This window comes from Paraburkholderia agricolaris (assembly GCF_009455635.1).
GTDB classification, from domain to species: Bacteria; Pseudomonadota; Gammaproteobacteria; order Burkholderiales; family Burkholderiaceae; genus Paraburkholderia; species Paraburkholderia agricolaris.
The window spans coordinates 632786-651511 of the sequence record NZ_QPER01000001.1; the positions used below are offsets into that span (position 1 = coordinate 632786).

At 58.9% G+C, this 18726-nt stretch carries 16 protein-coding genes; 6 read left to right on the plus strand and 10 right to left on the minus strand.

Features of this window, described 5'->3' with window-relative positions; genetic code table 11:
- Window positions 1-13 precede the first annotated feature (13 nt).
- The 3 genes from GH665_RS02835 to GH665_RS02845 are packed head-to-tail and all read left to right on the plus strand — an operon-like array spanning window position 14 to window position 3438.
- The gene (locus GH665_RS02835) at window positions 14-1108 is read left to right on the plus strand and encodes an alcohol dehydrogenase catalytic domain-containing protein (RefSeq protein WP_153134581.1); all 1095 of its coding nucleotides are present in this window, start codon (window positions 14-16) and stop codon (window positions 1106-1108) included.
- Between the two features lie 51 nt (window positions 1109-1159).
- Window positions 1160-2704, plus strand: coding sequence for an FGGY-family carbohydrate kinase (locus GH665_RS02840; RefSeq protein WP_153134582.1), 1545 nt, complete (start codon window positions 1160-1162; stop codon window positions 2702-2704).
- Window positions 2701-3438: an SDR family oxidoreductase gene (locus GH665_RS02845; protein ID WP_153134583.1), complete on the plus strand. Its 738-nt coding sequence runs from the start codon at window positions 2701-2703 to the stop codon at window positions 3436-3438. The genes GH665_RS02840 and GH665_RS02845 overlap by 4 nt, the downstream gene beginning before the upstream one ends.
- A gap of 212 nt (window positions 3439-3650) precedes the next feature.
- Here the strand turns inward: GH665_RS02845 and GH665_RS02850 are convergent, their stop codons facing one another.
- From GH665_RS02850 to kynB, 6 genes are all read right to left on the minus strand, one after another.
- Complete coding sequence (locus GH665_RS02850; protein WP_153134584.1) at window positions 3651-5531, minus strand: tetratricopeptide repeat-containing glycosyltransferase family protein; 1881 nt, start codon at window positions 5529-5531, stop codon at window positions 3651-3653.
- A 49-nt stretch (window positions 5532-5580) separates the two neighbouring features.
- A complete protein-coding gene (locus tag GH665_RS02855) occupies window positions 5581-7689 on the minus strand; it encodes a S8 family serine peptidase (RefSeq protein WP_153134585.1) in 2109 nt (702 codons plus the stop codon).
- A 587-nt stretch (window positions 7690-8276) separates the two neighbouring features.
- Window positions 8277-8762 (minus strand): hypothetical protein, encoded by a 486-nt coding sequence (locus GH665_RS02860; RefSeq protein WP_153134586.1) that lies wholly within the window; start codon window positions 8760-8762, stop codon window positions 8277-8279.
- 401 nt (window positions 8763-9163) lie between these two features.
- Window positions 9164-10120: a tryptophan 2,3-dioxygenase gene (gene kynA, locus GH665_RS02865; RefSeq protein WP_153134587.1), complete on the minus strand. Its 957-nt coding sequence runs from the start codon at window positions 10118-10120 to the stop codon at window positions 9164-9166.
- 10 nt (window positions 10121-10130) lie between these two features.
- On the minus strand, window positions 10131-11381 hold the full coding sequence (kynU, locus tag GH665_RS02870; protein WP_046567892.1) for a kynureninase: 1251 nt from the start codon (window positions 11379-11381) through the stop codon (window positions 10131-10133).
- 83 nt (window positions 11382-11464) lie between these two features.
- A complete protein-coding gene (gene kynB / locus GH665_RS02875; protein ID WP_153134588.1) occupies window positions 11465-12103 on the minus strand; it encodes an arylformamidase in 639 nt (212 codons plus the stop codon).
- 130 nt (window positions 12104-12233) lie between these two features.
- Here kynB and GH665_RS02880 point away from each other — a divergent pair, with 130 nt between their 5' ends.
- The gene (locus tag GH665_RS02880; protein WP_028197961.1) at window positions 12234-12743 is read left to right on the plus strand and encodes an Lrp/AsnC family transcriptional regulator; all 510 of its coding nucleotides are present in this window, start codon (window positions 12234-12236) and stop codon (window positions 12741-12743) included.
- A 79-nt stretch (window positions 12744-12822) separates the two neighbouring features.
- Here GH665_RS02880 and GH665_RS02885 read toward each other — a convergent pair whose 3' ends face one another.
- Window positions 12823-13332 (minus strand): flavin reductase family protein, encoded by a 510-nt coding sequence (locus tag GH665_RS02885; protein WP_153134589.1) that lies wholly within the window; start codon window positions 13330-13332, stop codon window positions 12823-12825.
- A gap of 256 nt (window positions 13333-13588) precedes the next feature.
- Here GH665_RS02885 and msrA point away from each other — a divergent pair, with 256 nt between their 5' ends.
- Window positions 13589-14137, plus strand: coding sequence for a peptide-methionine (S)-S-oxide reductase MsrA (msrA, locus tag GH665_RS02890; RefSeq protein ID WP_153134590.1), 549 nt, complete (start codon window positions 13589-13591; stop codon window positions 14135-14137).
- A gap of 56 nt (window positions 14138-14193) precedes the next feature.
- On the opposite strand, the gene GH665_RS02895 is transcribed toward msrA, so the two are convergent.
- The 3 genes from GH665_RS02895 to pdxH all read right to left on the minus strand — a co-directional run bounded on the left by GH665_RS02895 (window position 14194) and on the right by pdxH (window position 17584).
- Window positions 14194-15480 carry a DUF72 domain-containing protein gene (locus GH665_RS02895; RefSeq protein ID WP_153134591.1) on the minus strand — a complete coding sequence of 429 codons (1287 nt, stop codon included), beginning with the start codon at window positions 15478-15480 and terminating at the stop codon, window positions 14194-14196.
- 106 nt (window positions 15481-15586) lie between these two features.
- A complete protein-coding gene (locus tag GH665_RS02900) occupies window positions 15587-16801 on the minus strand; it encodes an SAM-dependent methyltransferase (RefSeq protein WP_153134592.1) in 1215 nt (404 codons plus the stop codon).
- Between the two features lie 141 nt (window positions 16802-16942).
- Window positions 16943-17584, minus strand: a complete 642-nt coding sequence (pdxH, locus tag GH665_RS02905) for a pyridoxamine 5'-phosphate oxidase (RefSeq protein ID WP_153134593.1) — start codon at window positions 17582-17584, stop codon at window positions 16943-16945.
- 245 nt (window positions 17585-17829) lie between these two features.
- On the opposite strand from pdxH, the gene tcdA reads away from it, so the two are divergent.
- Window positions 17830-18687 (plus strand): tRNA cyclic N6-threonylcarbamoyladenosine(37) synthase TcdA, encoded by an 858-nt coding sequence (gene tcdA / locus GH665_RS02910; RefSeq protein WP_153134594.1) that lies wholly within the window; start codon window positions 17830-17832, stop codon window positions 18685-18687.
- Window positions 18688-18726 lie beyond the last annotated feature (39 nt).

An 18726-nucleotide genomic window follows, 5' to 3' on the forward strand; every position in this document is an offset into this window, starting at 1 on the left:
GCAGGACCATGCAATGACTCAAACTACGCAATCCGATATGCACGACATGACGGCGATCGTCTGCCACGCACCGAAAGACTATCGCGTCGAACAGGTAGCCAAACCCAAGGCACGCGCGCATGAACTGGTGATCCGCATCGCCGCGTGTGGCATCTGCGCGAGCGACTGCAAATGCCATTCGGGCGCGAAGATGTTTTGGGGCGGCCCGAACCCGTGGGTCAAGGCGCCGGTGATTCCGGGGCATGAGTTCTTCGGTTTCGTCGAGGAAATTGGCGAGGGCGCAGCCGATCATTTTGGCGTGAAGCTGGGCGACCGCGTAATCGCCGAACAGATCGTACCGTGCGGCAAGTGCCGCTATTGCAAATCCGGCCAGTACTGGATGTGCGAAGTGCACAACATCTTCGGCTTCCAGCGCGAAGTCGCGGACGGCGGCATGGCCGAGTACATGCGTATTCCGCCGACCGCGATCGTCCACAAGATTCCCGACGGCATTTCGCTTGAAGACGCCGCGATCATCGAACCGCTCGCGTGCGCGATCCACACGGTGAACCGCGGCGACCTGCAACTCGACGATGTGGTGGTGATTGCGGGCGCGGGTCCGCTTGGTTTGATGATGACGCAAGTTGCGCATCTGAAGACACCGAAGAAGCTGGTCGTGATCGATCTGGTTGAGGAGCGCCTGGCACTCGCACGTGAATATGGCGCGGACGTAACCATCAATCCGAAACAGGACGATGCACTGGCGATCATTCATTCGTTGACCGACGGTTATGGTTGCGACGTGTACATCGAAACGACCGGCGCGCCGATCGGTGTCAATCAGGGCATGGAGATGATCCGCAAGCTGGGGCGTTTCGTCGAGTTTTCCGTGTTCGGCGCGGATACCACGCTGGACTGGTCGGTGATCGGCGACCGCAAGGAGCTCGATGTACGTGGCGCGCATCTCGGCCCATACTGTTATCCAATTGCGATCGATTTGCTGGCGCGTGGGCTCGTGACGTCGAAGGGCATTGTCACGCATGGCTTTTCGCTGGAAGAATGGGACGAAGCGATCAAGGTCGCCAACTCGCTCGATTCGATCAAGGTGTTGATGAAACCGCGCGCCTGAGGGGCGAGCGCAGCGCGGGCCATGGACGAACGGCACATAAACGGAGACTGTATGGATTACGTCATCGGCGTCGATATCGGCACGCAGAGCACCAAGGCGCTGCTGGTCGATCAGCACGGCGCGATCGTCGCGCAGCATGCGTCGAGCTATCAGCCGGATACGCCCAAGCCGCTATGGGCTGAACAATGGCCGGCAGTGTGGTTGAACGCGGTGATGGAGTGCGTTGCCGCGTGTGTCGGCAAGGCGAAAGCGGCGGGTGTCGCGGCGAAGTCGATTAAGGCCGTATGTGTGAGCAGCCTGTACGGCGGTTCGGGGATTCCTGTCGATAGCGAGATGCGGCCGCTTTATCCGTGTTTGATCTGGATGGATCGGCGCGCAACCGACCAGGTCGAGTGGGTGCGTGCGAACATCGACCTCGAACGCCTGTATGCGGTCACCGGCAATGGCGTGGACAGCTACTACGGTTACACGAAGATGCTGTGGCTGCGCGACCATGAGCCGGATGTGTGGGCGCATACGCGTTACTTCCTGCCGCCTAATGCTTATGTGATTTACATGCTGACCGGCGAGGTCGCCATCGACCATAGCTCGGCGGGCAATATCGGCGGTGTTTACGACATAGCGAAGCGTGACTGGTCGGATGAGGCGCTCGACATGCTCGGCATTCCCGCGACGATGATGCCGGAGCGGCTGGTGGAATCGTCGGACGTGGTGGGCGGATTGCTGTCGCAGTGGACCGGACAGCTTGGCCTGGAACCGGGCACCGCGATCGTTGCGGGCGGTGTAGATGCGGCGGTGGCGACATTTGCCGCCGGCGTCACGCGCGCCGGGCAGCACGTTGCGATGATTGGCACGAGCATGTGCTGGGGATATATCAATCAGAACGTCGATGCGCGGCATGGTTTGATCAGCATGCCGCATGTGTTCAACGGTCAGCGCGATATCTATGTGTTCGGCGGCGCGATTACGGCGGGCGCTTCGGTGACGTGGTATCGCGAGCAGTTCTGTCACGCGGAGACCGAGGCCGCGCGCGCGCTACCGAATGGGGACCCGCATCGCTTGCTGGAAGAGAACGCGTCACAGATCCCGGCGGGGTCGGACGGCGTGATGTTCCTGCCGTATCTGATGGGCGAACGAAGCCCTGTTTGGGATGCGAAGGCGAGTGGGGCGTTTGTCGGCTTGAGTCTGTTTCATACCCGGGCGCATCTTTATCGGGCGGTGTTGGAGGGCGTGTCGTTCGCGCTGAAGCACAACATCGAGGCAGGGCGTAAAGGCGCGCAGTCGTTGGATGACAAGTTGATTGTCGTGGGCGGCGCCGCGCACTCTGATCTATGGATGCAGATCATCGCGGATGTCACCGGCTATCCGGTCTACACGATCGAGCAGGACGTCGAGGCGGCGATGGGTGCAGCGTTGCTGGCCGGCGTCGGCGTAGGTCTGGTTTCGCGTGAGGAGGCGCAGAAAGGATGGGTCACGCTGGTTGAACGCGCGGAGCCGAACGCGCAACGGATGGCGCTGTACGAGCAGCGGTTTGGTGTTTATACGGATTTGTATCCGGCGTTGAAATCGGTCATGCATCGGTTGCAGACATCATGAATGCTACTTTCGATTTTTCTGGCCGCTCGATTCTGGTGACAGGCGCATCGAGCGGCATTGGGCGAGCGACGGTGGAAGCGTTGTGCGCTTCCGGCGCGAATGTGGTCGCTGCGGCGCGGAATGCGAATGAGCTTGCGCGTTTGGCTAAGGAGACGGGCTGCGAGCCGTTGATGCTTGATGTGAGCGATGAATCGGCCATAGACGAGGCATTGGGCTCGCTCGAAGCGTTCGATGGGTTGGTGAACTGTGCGGGGATTGCTTTGCTTGAGCGTGCCGTGGATACGACCGGTGCGAGTTTCGATCGTGTGATGGGAGTGAATGCGCGCGGGGCGGTGCTGGTGGCCAAGCACGTGGCTCGCGGAATGATCGAGGCGAAGCGTGCCGGCAGTATTGTGAATGTCTCCAGTCAGGCTGCGCTCGTGGCGCTTGACGATCACTTGAGTTATTCGGCTTCGAAGGCGGCGCTCGATGCGGTTACGCGGGCTTTGTGTGTCGAGTTGGGGCCTTTTGGTATTCGGGTGAATAGTGTCAATCCGACGGTGACGTTGACGCCGATGGCTGTGCAGGCGTGGAGCGATCCTGTGAAACGCGATCCTGCTTTGAAGGCGATTCCTTTGGGGCGGTTTGCCGAGTCCGCTGAAGTCGCTGCGCCGATTATGTTTTTGTTGAGCGACGCGGCTTCGATGATTAGTGGGGTTTGTCTGCCGATCGATGGGGGGTATACGGCGAGGTAAGGGTTATGTGCGAGAGGTTGACGATTTGCGTATCTAAATGAAACGCTCAACCGTTTCGCATGCTCAGGATGTTGCCGGACGGCTTGACTAGAGAATGAAAGGGACTTCCTCGTCCCGAGGCTGCGGCGGAAGCCGCGAGTCTGCATCGACGTGCCATGATGAAGTTTCGAACGTTCATCAACACCAGCGCGAGAGGAAGTCCCTTTCATTCTCTAATTATGCGAGCATGTCGCTCGACTCCACTCGCATAGCGCGTTGCGCACGTCTTCAATCACGGCGGTCCAGTCGCCCAACTCGCGCTGGCGGAACAAGCGCATCGATGGATACCAGGGACTATCAGTTCGGTCCGTGAGCCATCGCCATTCAGTGTAGGCGGGAACGAGTGTCCATACCGGTAGTCCAGCAGCCCCCGCAAGATGTGCAACGGAAGTATCTACCGTAATGAGAAGATCGAGCGAATGCAGGATTGCGAGCGTATCCGTGAAGTTTTCGATTTCCGGCCCTAGCGTATGAATATTGAAGTTATCGGAAAGACTTTCACTCTCCTGCTCGCTTTCGCCTTTCTGAACCGAAAACCAGCTTACGCCAGGGACCGAAAAAAGCGGCTCCATGCCGGCAAGTCCAACGCTGCGGAACCGGTCGTGAACATGATACGGTCCCCCGGACCATACTATGCCGACGCGTCGCTGATTACACCGCTCGCCGGATGAAATTACGTTGATGCGATCGCGCCAATGGCCTACTTTTTCCGGCAATGCAAAGATGTATGGAACAGGACCTGGAAGAGTGGAAAGATTCACTTTCAAATGCTCGGGGATCCGCATCATATGACACCAGTAGTCGTAAGGACCGGCGGGCACTTGGGTTAGAACCTTCCGCACACCCGTCATGCTCCGGGCGATTTCAACGATGGGTTTGCTGACCAGTACATCGACAATTCCACCTCGCTGCTTGAGCCATTCAGCGAAACGCATGAACTGAATTTCGTCGCCGCGTCCTTGCTCACCAACGAGCAGGAAGCTGCGCCCAGCCACCGGTTCGCCAAGCCACAGGCGAAAATTCGGGTGCACACGTGTGCGTCGCGCAAGCGGCGTCGAATAGTACGTATTGCGCCGTGCCCAGCCGTTCTCGAACTCACCAATGCTTAGTTCGAGGCATCCAAGCTGATATTGCATAATAGGATCGTCCGGCAAAAGCTGGACGGCCGCCCTGCTGTGTGCAATTGCTTCCCTATTGTCACCGCACATGCTCAATGCGTGTGCCGCATAGTGATGGAGTGCGCCACACTTTAGATGGCTACCGATTCCCTGCCGTGCAACGCTCAACATCTTGTCGAAGCAGTCGCTTTTGTGCAGTGCCAGGCACAGCGCGTCTAATGCGTCGACATCAGCTGCAAACCGCCTCCTGATCTGGAAGACGACCTCGTCGATCAGCGCCGCACGCCCAGCGTTTCCCAATGCGATGATCAGGTCAAGTCCGTCTTGCAGATCGGCTGGATCGATTTCCCAGGCACGAAGCCAATAGGTCGCGGCGTCTTCTATTTCACCGAGTTCACTAGAGATGCGCGCTAGTGCTCTAATCGCATGGTGAAGGTCTGGTTGTATCGCAACTGATTGCTTGTACTGCTCCTCGGCTTCGGCGGTACGCCCCGACTTTCGAAGAACGTCTGCGAGATTCCGATGGAGACTCGCTGTACCACTTCCAAAATCGAGCGCGCGACGATAGTACGCTTCGGCCTCGATATCATCATTTGTGAGTGCCGCTAGCAATCCGCACTGTTCGAGAATATCTGACCTCTCCGGCGCCACGAGGGCCGCGCGCGCCAGAATCCCACGGGCTCGTTCAATTTGGTTATCAAGTACGCAAGCTAAACCCATGCAATGAAGAGCGTGCAAGTTTTGCGGTTGACGGTCCAGTATCCGGCCGTATTCGACGATTGCCATCGTTAGTTTTCTTTCGGCAAAATATGCGTCCGCATACGAGGCGAAATCGATCACGTCTGAACACATAGGAGAAAGGTCAATCGAAGAAATGTTTGCATAAAGGACATCGATAAAGCCGGATTTTGCATTTCGATAGAAACAGAAATACATTCGCTTTGCCTACAGGTCATCCGAAAGAGGCGCTCCCATACGCCCCATGTTACTGAGCGTAAGTGCCACGAATGGTAGCCCCGCTCAGAGCGGTACTAGGGTTAACTGCGCCATAGTAAATCCCTGCTGCAGGGTCTTGTATGGTACATGTGGCGGGCTCCCCCCTTACGGCCGTAGACTCGCAAACAGCATTGCGTGTGGTAGGGGAGCCTGCCCTAAGAAAGAGCGTTCCGATGTCACTGTAATTTTTTTGCGACAGTGTGAAAGTCACGCTCTTTGCACCCGATGGAACATTCAACGCGAAATATCGCATGACGCGTATGTTCGCAGAAAAGGTTGCGGGAACGTTTGCCGTGAGATCGGTAGTTTCAGGGGCGGTGACAGTAAAGGGCCGCGTCAGTGTGCTAGAGGTGCCCATACTATCTGTGACCGTTAACGTAATGTTGTAGGTGCCAGGATATTCGTAGTCGTAGTATGGATTGACGGATTGGGTACGCATAATATTGTTCGGATCGCCAAAGCCTAAATTCCAGGCCCATGAACTGATCTGTGTGGTACCTCGTGCGGTGGAGCGATCGGAGCATGTCACTATCATGCCACCTGCACCTTGGGTGCACTTGAAGTCGGCCGCTGCCGGAATTTCGCCAGCCTTGGCAGCGGTAACCGCCGCCGCATCCAGAATACCCGAGCCCAGCGGATGGTCGAGTTTTTTCGGAAAAGACTGTGCGTGCTGCGTGATTAGGGTGCGTATCTCCGCGACGGTTAATGGCGTCGGCGCTACTGATTGTATAAGCGCGATCACACCGCTAACCATCGGTGCGGACATTGAAGTGCCGGACGCGTAAGCGTAACTCTCCATTCCCAATGACTTTGCGCCAGTGTTCGACGTGGAATAAATGTCGGTGCCTGGTGCGGCGATATCGACAATCGGTCCAAAGTTAGAGTCGCCGGCCCTGAGGCCGTCGCGCTGGGTATTGCCTACGGCGATCACGCCTCGACAATTAGCTGGCTGATAGTTTGCTGCATCAGCGTTATTGTTTGAGGCGCCAGCAACTACCACCGCTCCGCGGGTGGCAGCGTAATCAATGGCATCCTGGAAGGCTCGGGAACATTGCCCCGGACCGCTTAGACTTGCATTGATAACGCTTACCGGATGAAGGTTGGTCGGAATTCCCGACACTGAACCGCCAGCGGCCCACATGATGGCGTCAGAGGCAGCAGACGCCAAACCAGTGCCACACTCATTAAGTGCTCTGGCAGATACAATTTTCGCAGAAGGAGCGATTCCAGCGATCCCGATGCCGTTATTAGTTACAGCCGCCAAAACTCCGGCCACGAGAGTCCCGTGATACGAAACACCACAACTTCTTCCTATACCTGGATTCGATCCATCGAGGGGACCGTCTAGATAAGTAAAGTCTCGACCCTGTGGAAGGATGTTGGCGTTGAGGTCACTATGACTCGTCACACCATTATCAATCAGACCGATCGTAATACCCATGCCGGTGGTGATATCCCACGCGTTCTCCGCGCGAATTCCAGCGTCGGTCTGCCCTGGATCTTCGTTTGAAGAAAGACCCCATTGCAGGCTGTAGAAAGGATCGTTCGGCGCCGAGCTAGCTGAAAGCGGCGCATCGGGTTCTACATACTCGACGTCCGGATCCGATGCAATGGCACGCATAAACGCTTTTGCATCTCTGGTATTTAGTTTCCGGCTTGTCTGGACAACATCGGAGCCAATCCCCATACGGCGAACATGACGCGTCGTAGCGGGAAGTGCACTACCTAACTTGTCGAGCCGGGACTGTACCGCTGCGATCGACTTGCGTTCTGAAGTACCGTCCTTGTACTTGATGATAAATCGATCGACAGAACCATCCGCCGTGAGGCTACTCGCGTTTATCTTCAAAGAAAGCGCTAGCGGAACGGTCGGGTTTGCCGCTGCCATTGATGCTGTTTGTTCGAGCGTTTGCGGCTCTTTCGATTGCTGCGCGGGCGTATCGCCGCCGCCTCCACCGCACCCACCAAGTACGAGAGAAAGAAAAGCGCCGACGATGCACGTTACAACACCGCGTTGCTTTTTTATCGTGCTGGAACAATGAAATTGACAGGGTTCGGAGCGCCAGCCATGCAATCTTTTACGTGTCGTATTTCGCATGCTTTATTTTCCCGAAGTTCTTATTGTCGGACATCTTCTGCCGATGAGCGCGATGGATCCTTCAGCGTGTGCGCATTCTTCTCTGACCTGTGACGCGTTTCCGCGCAGGTTATGTAGTTGAAGCTATCGTGATCGTTTGTAATGTCTACGAGAGTAAACGGAGGAATCCAAATGAACAATCGGTCATATCCGGTTGAGGGCAGGACATTTCCGAATTGAGAGTAAGGTGTTACGAAATGGAAAAGAGCTGGTGCGATATTTCGCATCAGTTCTACTGGTTCTCTGGTTTCGCCCCTGTGGCGTGGCTAGTGTGTCAATGCTGTGGAGCGCTGTTCGCCTGGCGTGGCTGTGTTACGCATATTGTGAACGTAAGTTGCCTCTTTGTTCTGCAAACCGCTTTCGGCATTGCACGTCGTGAGTCGACGATTAGGAAAATCGCGCGCGTCGATTGCGATTACAAGGTAAAGATATTGAAAACATGTAAGCTCACGCTCGTACCCGTCAGGTCCGATCCAGGCTAATACAAAAGAAAAGGCGCGGCTTGTTCGCGCCTTTTCTTTTCGCAGCGTGGTAGCCGCCGCTTCATCTTAATGCTTTACTGTTGCGTGTTGTGCATCAGTTCGCGCACGGGCGGCAGTCTTGATGCGCTCCTGCTTGCATGTCGCAGCTTTGTCTGGTGTTGCTTCGGCTTCGGCCGCAACTTCCGCTGCTTCACGTCCCGCCTCCGCGGCATCCGAGAGGAGTTTCGCCGCATGTTTGGCGGTGATGCAACTGTGAGGAACGCCCTTCGCATCGAGCGCGATTACCTGGTAAAGCTCGCGGTCGCATTCAGCTTCCTGCTGGTATTGCTCGACGGTATCGAGCAGGTGTTCAAGCAGATTGCGCTCACGGCGTCTTTCGTCAACCGTCGTAGCCGGGCATCGTGTGATGCTGGCCGCGAGATTGATCAGTGTTTCAAGCTGCCGGATTTGCCGGTCGCATGCGCCGAATGCCGACAGTGCGAGCTTTTCGTATTGAAGCGCATCAACAGGCGGGCGTGACGCAGGTTTAGTTTTTTTGGTGTGTTTGCTCATGGCGCGGTTTCCGGTGTGTTCCTGAATTGCCCGACACTCGCTGAAATAACAGATGGGGTGAGCGGGCACGTAGCGAGTTTGAGAGACCGGGCGTAAAACCGAAACCGGCGAGCCTCGCGGCTCCCTCACCACAGCCCGCCCGTAGAAACAGACGTGCATGATGGGTTGCGCAATACCCACTTGCGCAGGTAGTGCGGGTTTACGCTGCGGGCTCTCATACCCGGCCGCTTTGTCTAACGGCGGGAACAATTTAAACCAGATATTTTTTAAGACGAGCAACCACGCAGGCTAAACGCGCGAATTATAACGAATCTTTACATTCGAGCCGGCACGCCCATGGATCTCCATGAGTCGCGCGGACGTTGCCGATTCATCGCGCATTGACGACGATGCCGATACCCTTAAAGCATCGTCCTCACATGCCAAAGCTCAGGAAACAGAACCACATCCAGCATCTTGCGCAGATAGGGCGCGCCGCTTGTACCGCCCGTACCTTGCTTGAATCCGATGATTCTCTCGACGGTCGTCACATGCCTGAAGCGCCACTGCCGAAATGCATCCTCGAGATCGACAAGCTCCTCCGCCATCTCGTACAGCTCCCAATGTTGCGAAGGATTCCGATAGACCTCCAGCCAGGCTGCCTCGACGGAAGCATCATGCGTAGTCGGCTGCGTCCAGTCTCTCTCCAACCTGGAAGGTGAAATTGCAAATCCACGCCGCGCCAGCAAGCGCACGACTTCATCGTAGAAAGAGGGTGATTCCAGCGAAGCCTTAACCTCTGCGAATACATCGGCCCGATGCGCATGCGGTTTCAGCATCTGTTCATTCTTATTGCCGAGCAAAAACTCGATCTGCCGATACTGATAAGACTGGAACCCGGAAGAGCTGCCCAGATAAGGCCGCATCGCGGTGTACTCGGACGGCGTCATCGTCGCGAGAACGCTCCATGCCTGCACCAACTGCTCCATGATCCGCGACACGCGTGCCAGCATCTTGAACGCCGGCGGCAACTCGTCGCGATGCACCGCCTTCAACGCCGCCCGCAGCTCGTACAGCGCGAGCTTCATCCACAACTCACTCGTCTGGTGCTGGATGATAAACAGCATCTCGTTGTGATCCGGCGACAGCGGATGCTGCGCCTCCAGCACCTTCCCCAGCGAAAGATAATCGCCGTAACTCATCGATTCCGAAAAATCGAGTTGCGCGTCATGCCAGCCATCGCCGGAATCTGCGGCAGCAGCGGCCGTAGCGGAGGCCGCCGCCGGGGCCGAATGGGCAGCCCCACTGCCGTGCCCAAACGGACAGCCTTGCGCCGGCTTCTCTTCCGGCAATCCCGGCGTTTGCATGTGATCGGTCATTACGTGTTCCTCAGGTCACTGCGCCGCGTGCGGCAAACTCGGGTGCTCGCCAGCTCTCTTGCGTGAGCACTTCACGCAGCGTCTCCACCGCATCCCATACATCGACAAAGCGCGTATACAGCGGTGTAAAACCAAACCGCAACACATGGGGCTCACGATAGTCGCCGATCACGCCACGCGCAATCAACGCCTGCATCACTTCATAGCCATGCGGATGCTCGAAGCTCGCATGCGAACCGCGTTGCGCATGCTCACGCGGCGTGACGAGCTTCAAAGGAAACTCGCCGCAACGCGCTTCGACCAGTTCGATAAACAGATCGGTCAACGCGAGCGACTTGGCGCGGATCGTTTGCATATCCGTTTGCAGGAACACATCGAGTCCACATTCGACGAGCGACATCGACACCATCGGCTGCGTGCCGCACAGGAAGCGGCCGATGCCGTCATCGGGCTGATAGGCCGGGTCCATCTTGAACGGCGCGCGATGACCCCACCAGCCGGACAGTGGTTGTGCAAAATCATTCTGATGGCGCTTCGGTACCCAGACGAACGCCGGTGAACCCGGGCCGCCATTCAGATATTTATACGTGCAGCCCACTGCGTAGTCGGCGCCGACGCCGTTCAGATCGACCGGCACCGCGCCCGCCGAATGCGCGAGATCCCACAGCGCGAGTGCGCCCTTGTCGTGGATGAGTCTGGTCAGCGCGGCCATGTCGTGCATGTAGCCGGTGCGGTAATTCACGTGCGTGATCATCGCGATTGCGGTGTCGTCGCCGATCGCGGCGGGCAACTCGGAGGGATCGTCGACAAGGCGCAATTCATAACCGCGGTCGAGCTGTTCGATCAGCCCTTGCGCGATGTACAGATCGGTCGGGAAATTCGAGCGCTCGGAAACAATCACGCGACGCTTCGGATCGCGCGCGTTTGCCAGCCGCACGGCCGCCGACAAAAGCTTGAACAGGTTGATCGAAATCGTGTCCGTGACGACCACTTCGTTGTCGGCCGCGCCGATCAGCGGCGCGAGCTTGTTGCCGAGACGGCGCGGCAATTCGAACCAGCCCGCAGTGTTCCAACTGCGGATCAGGCCTTCACCCCATTCGGCGCCGATCACGGTCTGCGCGCGTTGGGCGGCGGCGGCCGGCGGCACGCCGAGCGAATTGCCGTCGAGATAGATGGTGCTCGGCGAGAGTGCGAACTGGTCGCGCAGCGGCGCGAGCGGGTCGGCGTTATCGAGCGCCAGTGCTTCGTCACGAGTGTTCATGTTGGTCCAGTTAAAGGGATTGGGGAGTTCGGTGAATGTGATTCAGTTTCGCCAGGCACCTGCAACGTGTGTGGCGCCTGTATTCAGGGCGATTCGGGCAGCGCCCGCAATACGGCGCGCACAGGGCTCGCGTCGAGCGTGGTCAGCTTGAGCGGCAGCGCGATCAACTCGTAGTCCCCGGGCGCGACGGCATCCAGCACGATGCCTTCGAGGATCGCCATGCGGTGCGCGCGAATCCGGTGATGCGCGTCCATCGTCTTCGATTCCTGCGGATCGAGCGACGGCGTGTCGATGCCGATCAGCTTCGCCCCTCTCGCTGCCAGCAAGTCGATCGTTTCCGGCGCGACCGCGCAGAACGCGCTGTCCCAGACCGCGGTCGGCGCGTTTTTGTAAGTGCGTAGTAAGACTCGCGGCGGCAGGTCGTCGAGCGAGCCGCTCAGGTGTTGTGGCGTCACAACAGGCGAAGCGCCGATGCAATGAATCACGCGGCAGCGTCCAAGGTACGCATCGAGCGAGACCTGGCCGATTGCGGCGCCTTCAGCGTCGTAGTGAAGCGGGGCGTCGGTGTGGGCGCCGGTGTGCGGCGACAGTGTCAGGCGCGCGACGTTGACGGGCGAGCCCGCCTCCATGCGCCACACGCGTTCAATGCCGACCGGCGTATCGCCCGGCCAGACGGGTGTCGCCGTATCGACGGCGGGGGTGATGTCCCAGAGTGTGTCCATGTCTCCATCAACGGATTGTGTCTATCCACAAATGATAGGTGGCTTGGCGCGAAATGTGATTGCGAAAAAATCTCCTTCTGAGCCGTGTCTTGGAACATAATTTGAGTCAAATGGGAAAGGGAGACCGAATATGAACGCGATCTCGCTCGACGCCACCGATTGCCGTATCTTGACGGTGCTTCAGCAAGAAGGACGGATCAGCAATCTCGATTTAGCGGAGCGCATTTCGCTTTCGCCGTCGGCCTGTCTACGACGCCTGCGCCTGCTGGAAGAGCAGGGCGTCATTGAACATTATCGCGCGTGTCTGAACCGCGAAGTGCTGGGATTCGAACTGGAAGCGTTCGTGCAGGTGTCGATGCGCAACGACCAGGAGAACTGGCACGAGCGTTTTGCTGAAGCGGTGCGGGATTGGCCAGAGGTCGTCGGCGCATTTGTCGTGACCGGCGAAACCCATTATCTGCTGCGGGTACTCGCCCACAATCTCAAACACTATTCGGATTTCGTGCTGCAACGCCTCTATAAGGCGCCGGGCGTGATGGATATTCGTTCGAATATCGTGCTGCAGACGCTGAAGGAAGACTCCGGCGTGCCGGTGTCGCTAGTGACGAAAAGCAGCGGACACAGCGCGACGCATAGCTGAATGCCGGCGGCAGGGCCGCTTACGCCGGCCTGTATGGGCGCGCGGCAGCCGTCGATCCAAAGGCCGCCGCCCCGTCTGTTCAGAACGGCTTGAGTCCGTGAAACTGGCCGTTCTGGAACACCAGCGGCGCAATCTCCGCAGCATGCTCGTGAACGCCGCAGCGCTCCACTTCGCCGACGAAAATCACGTGGTCGCCTTCTTCGTAGCGGCTACGGTTATGGCATTCGAACCAGGCGAGCGCACCGTCGAGCACCGGCATGCCGGTGTCGCCCTCGGCATGTGACACCCCCTCGAAACGATCTCCCTTCACCGTCGCAAAGCGTTTGCACAGGTCGAGCTGCGACGCGGCCAGCACGTTGACCACGTAGTGACTGTTCGCCTGGAACACCGGCATCGAAGCCGAACGCGTGGCGAGGCTCCACAGCACCAGCGGCGGATTGAGCGAAACCGAATTGAACGAGCTGGCCGTGATACCGATCAATTGGCCGGACGCCGCGCGTGTCGTAATCACGGTGACGCCGGTGGCGAATTGACTGAGCGCCTGTTTAAAGGCGGGCTGGTCGAAGTTGGGCGGACTGGCGCGCTTCATTGGACGGAAGCCTTTGCGCCAAACCGGGTGAGCCTCGGGTTGGACCCATCGTGCATGCGCCCAGAAACAAATGATTCAAAAGTCATAGTGAAAATCGTCGATTTGTCCCAATTTTAACTGCAATCGCGGTGGACCGGCCGCGCCCCCTGCCAGTTAGTGGAAAAACCGCTAAGCTGGAAAGTCTGGGCGGTGGCACGAGCGTTGCGGTTAACTGGGACCGGCATCGGCCGGCTATGGGTATCAAGGAGCAAGCAGCATGAGTCAGACAGGCGAAGTCGCCACCCTCGGTGGCGGATGTTTCTGGTGTCTCGAAGCGGTGTATCTGGGCGTCGAAGGCGTGAACTCGGTGGAGTCCGGCTATGCGGGCGGCCAGACCCAGCGGCCGACCTATGAGCAGGTGTGCGACGGCGTGACCGGCCACGCGGAGGTCGTGAACGTCGACTTCGATCCGGCGAAGATCAGCTATCGTGAGATTCTCGATATTTTCTTTGCGATTCACGATCCGACCCAATTGAACCGGCAGGGCAACGACGTCGGCACGCAATACCGCTCGGTGATTTTTACCCACTCCGACGCGCAGCGCGAAACGGCCTTGCAGGCGATCCGCGAGATCGGCGAACAGGGCATCTACGACGGCCAGATCGTCACCCAGGTGCTGCCGCTCGACGGCAACTACTGGCCGGCCGAGGCGTATCACCAGAACTATTTCGCGCAGCATCCGAATCAGGGCTACTGCTCGTTCGTGGTGGCGCCAAAGGTCGCAAAATTCCGTCAGAAGTTCGCGCATCGGATCAAGGCGAGCTGAGCCTTTGGCGGCGGTCCGGTGGTCCGATGGCGGCTTGCTTTACCTGCGCCGGCAGATCAGTTCCGGCTGCCGGGGTCGCCGCCTTCGTGCCGCTCACTCTGATCCGGTTGCGGCTCCGCTTCAGGTGCCGCTTGCGTGTCGTCGTGCTCATGTTCATGAGCCAGCCGCGCATACGCTTCGACAATCTCCCGCGCCAGTTCCACGCAGCTTAACGGCGCCGACCCTTCCGCCTTGTTGTTGACGGCGATCACCACCGGCTGGCCGGCCAGCGCGTAGCGCGCGGCCAGTTCGGCGAGCGCGGCGCGGGTGCCCGGGTCCTGATCGACCAGCCGGTTGAACGGTTCGTACTTGGCTTTCGCCTGTTCGTATTTGAAGCCGCCGTGCAAACTCCAGCGCACGATCAGCGGGCCGGCCGGCTCGCCGTCCAGCAGCGCGAGCGCCGCCGCCTGACGTAACGGGTCCGGCATCCGCGCATGAATCCCCACGCAATAGCGCACCCCCGCCGCTTTCAGCGTGCGGATGAAGCGCGGCGTGAGCAGACTTGCATCGCGGATTTCGATCGCATAGCAGGTGCCGTCGGGCAGCTTCGGCAACGCTGCCAGGAATTCCGCGAGTCGCTCGATGAATACCGCCGGTTGCGCGAGCATCTGGTCGGGCAGCGGCGAGAGCTGGAACACCAGCGCACCGGCTTTGGCACCGAGGCCTTCAAGGCATGGCGTGACGAAGTCGTCGATCGCCATTTGCGCGTTCAGAAAGCACGGATTCAGCGAGACCGGCTCGCCGCGTTCGGCGCGCACGGTGGCGTCGGTGATCGTCATCGGGGCTTTGACGATGAAGCGGAAGTGCTCCGGCACCTGCTGCGCGTAGCGCAAGTATTCGGTGACCGTGAGCGCCTGGTAAAACGACCGGTCGATGCTGACGGTCTTTAGCAGCGGATGCGCGCCATAGGCCGTCAGGCCTTCGCGCGAGAGTTTGCTATTGCTGTACTCGTCGCCGTAGACGATGCCGTTCCAGCCCGGAAACGACCATGTCGACGTGCCGAGATGCACTTGCGGCGGCAGTTCGGCAGCGATCGCGAGGAGTTCGGGAGAGGGCGGTGCGGCGAGAACGTCGCGTGAGGAGCGGCGTTTCCTCGGCGTATCGGCCGTTGCCGGTGCGGCATTGGCTTGCGTAGTCGCACGCGGTGGTTTTGCTCCGGCGTCAGGCTTCGGTGCGGATGCTGGTGCCGATACCGGCGTCTGTTCCACCGGCATCCCGAACAGATCGAACTGCACGGCGTCGGCCTGTGCCTCATCTGCGCCGCTCACCGGCTGTTCAACTTCGCTTGTCCCGCTCTGATCCATCTATGTTCGACCTGCTGTTGTTTAAGGTTTGCGCCGCGTCGGCCTGCTCATGCAATGCCCGTAGCCCCGGCACGCGGCGACGGTAAATCGCCACGGCGCAACCGTATCACAACGTTTTGTCGTACATATAGCGACGCGACCACGGCAAGGTTTTCGCGCTGCGGCCGGCTTTGCGGCACACCACCTGGTAGATCGAGACGTCGTCGTTTTCGAATGCATACGCGCAACCGGCCAGATACACGCGCCAGATGCGGAATTTTTCGTCGTCGACGAGCTTGCGGGCTTCGTCCGCGTGCGTTTCGAAGTTATCCGCCCAGATGTCCAGCGTGTGCGCATAGTGACGGCGCAGGCTTTCGACGTCAACCGCTTCAAGCCCGCCGCGCTGCATCGATTCGAGCGCAAGGCTGATGTGCGGCAGTTCGCCGTCCGGGAACACATAACGGTCGATGAATTCGCCGCCGCCCAGCGCGGTTTCGCCACTATCCGAATCGCTCGACGTAATACCGTGATTCATGGCGACGCCGTCGTCGACGAGCAGATCGTGAATCTTCTGGAAGTAGCCCGGCAGATTCTTGCGGCCGACGTGCTCGAACATGCCGACGCTGGTGATGCGATCGAATTGCCCGTCGACGTCGCGATAATCCTGCAGACGAATCTCAATCTGGTTTTCCAGGCCCGCGGCTTTCACGCGTGCGGTCGCGAGATCGAACTGGTTCTGCGACAACGTCACGCCGACACACCTGGCGCCGAATTTCTGCGCGGCGCGCAGGACGAGCGCGCCCCAGCCGCAGCCGATATCGAGCAGGCGCTGCCCCGGTTGCAACTGGATCTTGGTGAGGATGTGATCGATTTTCTTGATCTGCGCGGTGGCGAGATCTTCATTGCCGTTTTCGAAGTACGCACACGAGTACACCATATTCTCGTCGAGCCACAACTTGTAGAACTCGTTCGAGACGTCGTAGTGATACTGAATGGCCTTCTTGTCCGACGACTTCGAGTGATTGAAATAGCGTCGCACGCGCGCCAGCTTGCTTGCGCTGGTGACAGTGTTGCGCGCCAGCTGATAGCCGACGTTGATGATGTCGGACAGCTTGCCTTCAATATCGATCTTGCCCTTCACATACGCCTCGCCCAGATTGTCGAGGCTCGGTTCGAGCAGATAAGGCAGCGCCGTGGCGCTTTTGACATGTAGCGTGACCTGAGGCGCGGCGAACTGCCCGAAGTCATGTTGCTGACCGTCCCACAGCACAAGGCGTGCTGGCAGGTTAGCCTTGGTTTTTACCTCTTCCACCCACTGCGCCAGCTTTTTCTCCCAGAACATGTGATCTCTCCGTGTCCGTTGAATTAAAGCAAAGCCTGTGTGGATTGCGGCTCCGTGCGGCGCAACTCCTATGCCGCGAGACGCAGTCCTTCCGGCGCGCGCTGCTGCGTTGGCAACGCGCGTATGGTGTCGTATTTCGATTCAAGGCGATAGGCGGGAGATTTGCCAGTCGCTGTTTTCGCTTGAACGTGTATAGAGCAAACGGTCGTGCAAACGCGACGGCCGGCCCTGCCAGAATTCGATTGCTTCGGGTACCAAACGATAGCCGCCCCAGTGCGGTGGGCGCGGCGGTTGGTCGCCGTATTGCAGGCTGATTTCGCGTTCGCGTGTTTCGAGCTGCGAACGGCTTTCAATTACCTGACTTTGATTGGATGCCCACGCACCGATACGTGAACCGAGTGGACGCGACGCAAAATACGTATCGCTTTCTTCCGCGCTGGTTTTGACAATGCGGCCTTCAATACGCACCTGGCGTTCGAGTTCGATCCAGTAAAACAGCAGGCTTGCGTACGGGTTGGCGGCCAGTTCGCGGCCCTTGCGGCTTTCGTAGTTGGTGAAGAACACAAAGCCGCGCTCGTCAACGCCCTTGATCAGCACGATGCGCGCCGACGGCCGGCCACGCGGGTCGACCGTGGCCAGCGTCATCGTATTCGGCTCGGGCAACTGGGCGTCTACCGCTTGCTGAAACCACGTGTCGAATTGACGAAACGGGTTGCGGTTGATATCGGCCACGTCCAAAGAACCCAGCGAATAGTTTTTTCGAAGTTCGGCGAGTGAGGTCATATTCTTATGCGAACGCTTCAGTCCAATCAGTATAGCCAGGGCTTGAAGTTTTTGCCCGCGACCAGATCAAGGCCCGCCGGGCTGTGTGGATATGCACGCTACAACGCTGGCCGCCATTCGTGCCTCCAGGTTGGCGTGGCCATGCGGATTGACGCGATCAGGCAAAATACGGGCTGGGAACGCTTGGGTGTGCCTGCGCGTTGTCATCACTTTGTGTTTTGCCTGCTTTGAACGAGCCTTCCACCATGTCCAGCACCACCGCGCCTTCTGATCTTACTACCAGCCTCGACGGGAGTGAAACCGCCGACCGCGCACGGCGCTTCGGCGGCGTTGCCCGGCTGTACGGCGCGCCGGCGCTCGCTGCGTTCGAAGGAGCACACGTCGCCGTGATCGGCATTGGCGGGGTGGGTTCGTGGGTGGCGGAGGCGTTGGCGCGCAGCGCGGTCGGCACGCTGACCCTGATCGATCTGGACAATGTCGCCGAGAGCAACACTAACCGCCAGATCCATGCGCTGGACGGTAACTACGGAAAACCGAAAGTCGAAGCGATGGCCGAACGCATTGCGGCAATCAATCCGTTCTGCGACGTGCGGCTGGTGGAAGACTTCGTCGAGCCGGACAATTTCGCGGCGACGCTCGGCGGCGGTTTCGACTACGTGATCGATGCGATCGACAGCGTGCGTACCAAAACCGCGTTGATCGCGTGGTGCGTCGAGAAGAAACAGCCATTGATTACGGTAGGCGGCGCGGGTGGCCAACTGGACCCAACGCGGATCCGGATCGACGATCTCGCGCTGACCATCCAGGACCCGCTGCTATCGAAAGTGCGTGGGCAACTGCGCAAACAGCATGGTTTCCCACGTGCTCCGAAGGCGAAGTTCAAGGTGAGCGCGGTGTACTCCGACGAACCGTTGATCTATCCGGAAGCCGCCGTGTGCGATATCGACGAGGAAGCGGAGCACGTCACCACGTCGCCGGGGCATACGGGGCCGGTGGGTCTGAACTGTGCGGGATTTGGATCGAGCGTGTGCGTGACCGCGAGTTTCGGCTTTGCCGCGGCAGCGCATGTGTTGCGGGCCTTGGCAAAGCAGGCAGCGGGTTGATGCGGTAGGGCGGTAGGGCGGTTTACGCCGTGTGTATGG

What these genes read in the sequence shown, in the direction of transcription:
- GH665_RS02835 (WP_153134581.1), top strand. Translation starts at nt 14, where the DNA reads ATGACTCAAACTACGCAATCCGATATGCACGACATGACGGCGATCGTC.
- GH665_RS02840 (WP_153134582.1), top strand. Translation starts at nt 1,160, where the DNA reads ATGGATTACGTCATCGGCGTCGATATCGGCACGCAGAGCACCAAGGCG.
- GH665_RS02845 (WP_153134583.1), top strand. Translation starts at nt 2,701, where the DNA reads ATGAATGCTACTTTCGATTTTTCTGGCCGCTCGATTCTGGTGACAGGC.
- GH665_RS02850 (WP_153134584.1), bottom strand. Translation starts at nt 5,531, where the DNA reads ATGTATTTCTGTTTCTATCGAAATGCAAAATCCGGCTTTATCGATGTC.
- GH665_RS02855 (WP_153134585.1), bottom strand. Translation starts at nt 7,689, where the DNA reads ATGCGAAATACGACACGTAAAAGATTGCATGGCTGGCGCTCCGAACCC.
- GH665_RS02860 (WP_153134586.1), bottom strand. Translation starts at nt 8,762, where the DNA reads ATGAGCAAACACACCAAAAAAACTAAACCTGCGTCACGCCCGCCTGTT.
- kynA (WP_153134587.1), bottom strand. Translation starts at nt 10,120, where the DNA reads ATGACCGATCACATGCAAACGCCGGGATTGCCGGAAGAGAAGCCGGCG.
- kynU (WP_046567892.1), bottom strand. Translation starts at nt 11,381, where the DNA reads ATGAACACTCGTGACGAAGCACTGGCGCTCGATAACGCCGACCCGCTC.
- kynB (WP_153134588.1), bottom strand. Translation starts at nt 12,103, where the DNA reads ATGGACACACTCTGGGACATCACCCCCGCCGTCGATACGGCGACACCC.
- GH665_RS02880 (WP_028197961.1), top strand. Translation starts at nt 12,234, where the DNA reads ATGAACGCGATCTCGCTCGACGCCACCGATTGCCGTATCTTGACGGTG.
- GH665_RS02885 (WP_153134589.1), bottom strand. Translation starts at nt 13,332, where the DNA reads ATGAAGCGCGCCAGTCCGCCCAACTTCGACCAGCCCGCCTTTAAACAG.
- msrA (WP_153134590.1), top strand. Translation starts at nt 13,589, where the DNA reads ATGAGTCAGACAGGCGAAGTCGCCACCCTCGGTGGCGGATGTTTCTGG.
- GH665_RS02895 (WP_153134591.1), bottom strand. Translation starts at nt 15,480, where the DNA reads ATGGATCAGAGCGGGACAAGCGAAGTTGAACAGCCGGTGAGCGGCGCA.
- GH665_RS02900 (WP_153134592.1), bottom strand. Translation starts at nt 16,801, where the DNA reads ATGTTCTGGGAGAAAAAGCTGGCGCAGTGGGTGGAAGAGGTAAAAACC.
- pdxH (WP_153134593.1), bottom strand. Translation starts at nt 17,584, where the DNA reads ATGACCTCACTCGCCGAACTTCGAAAAAACTATTCGCTGGGTTCTTTG.
- tcdA (WP_153134594.1), top strand. Translation starts at nt 17,830, where the DNA reads ATGTCCAGCACCACCGCGCCTTCTGATCTTACTACCAGCCTCGACGGG.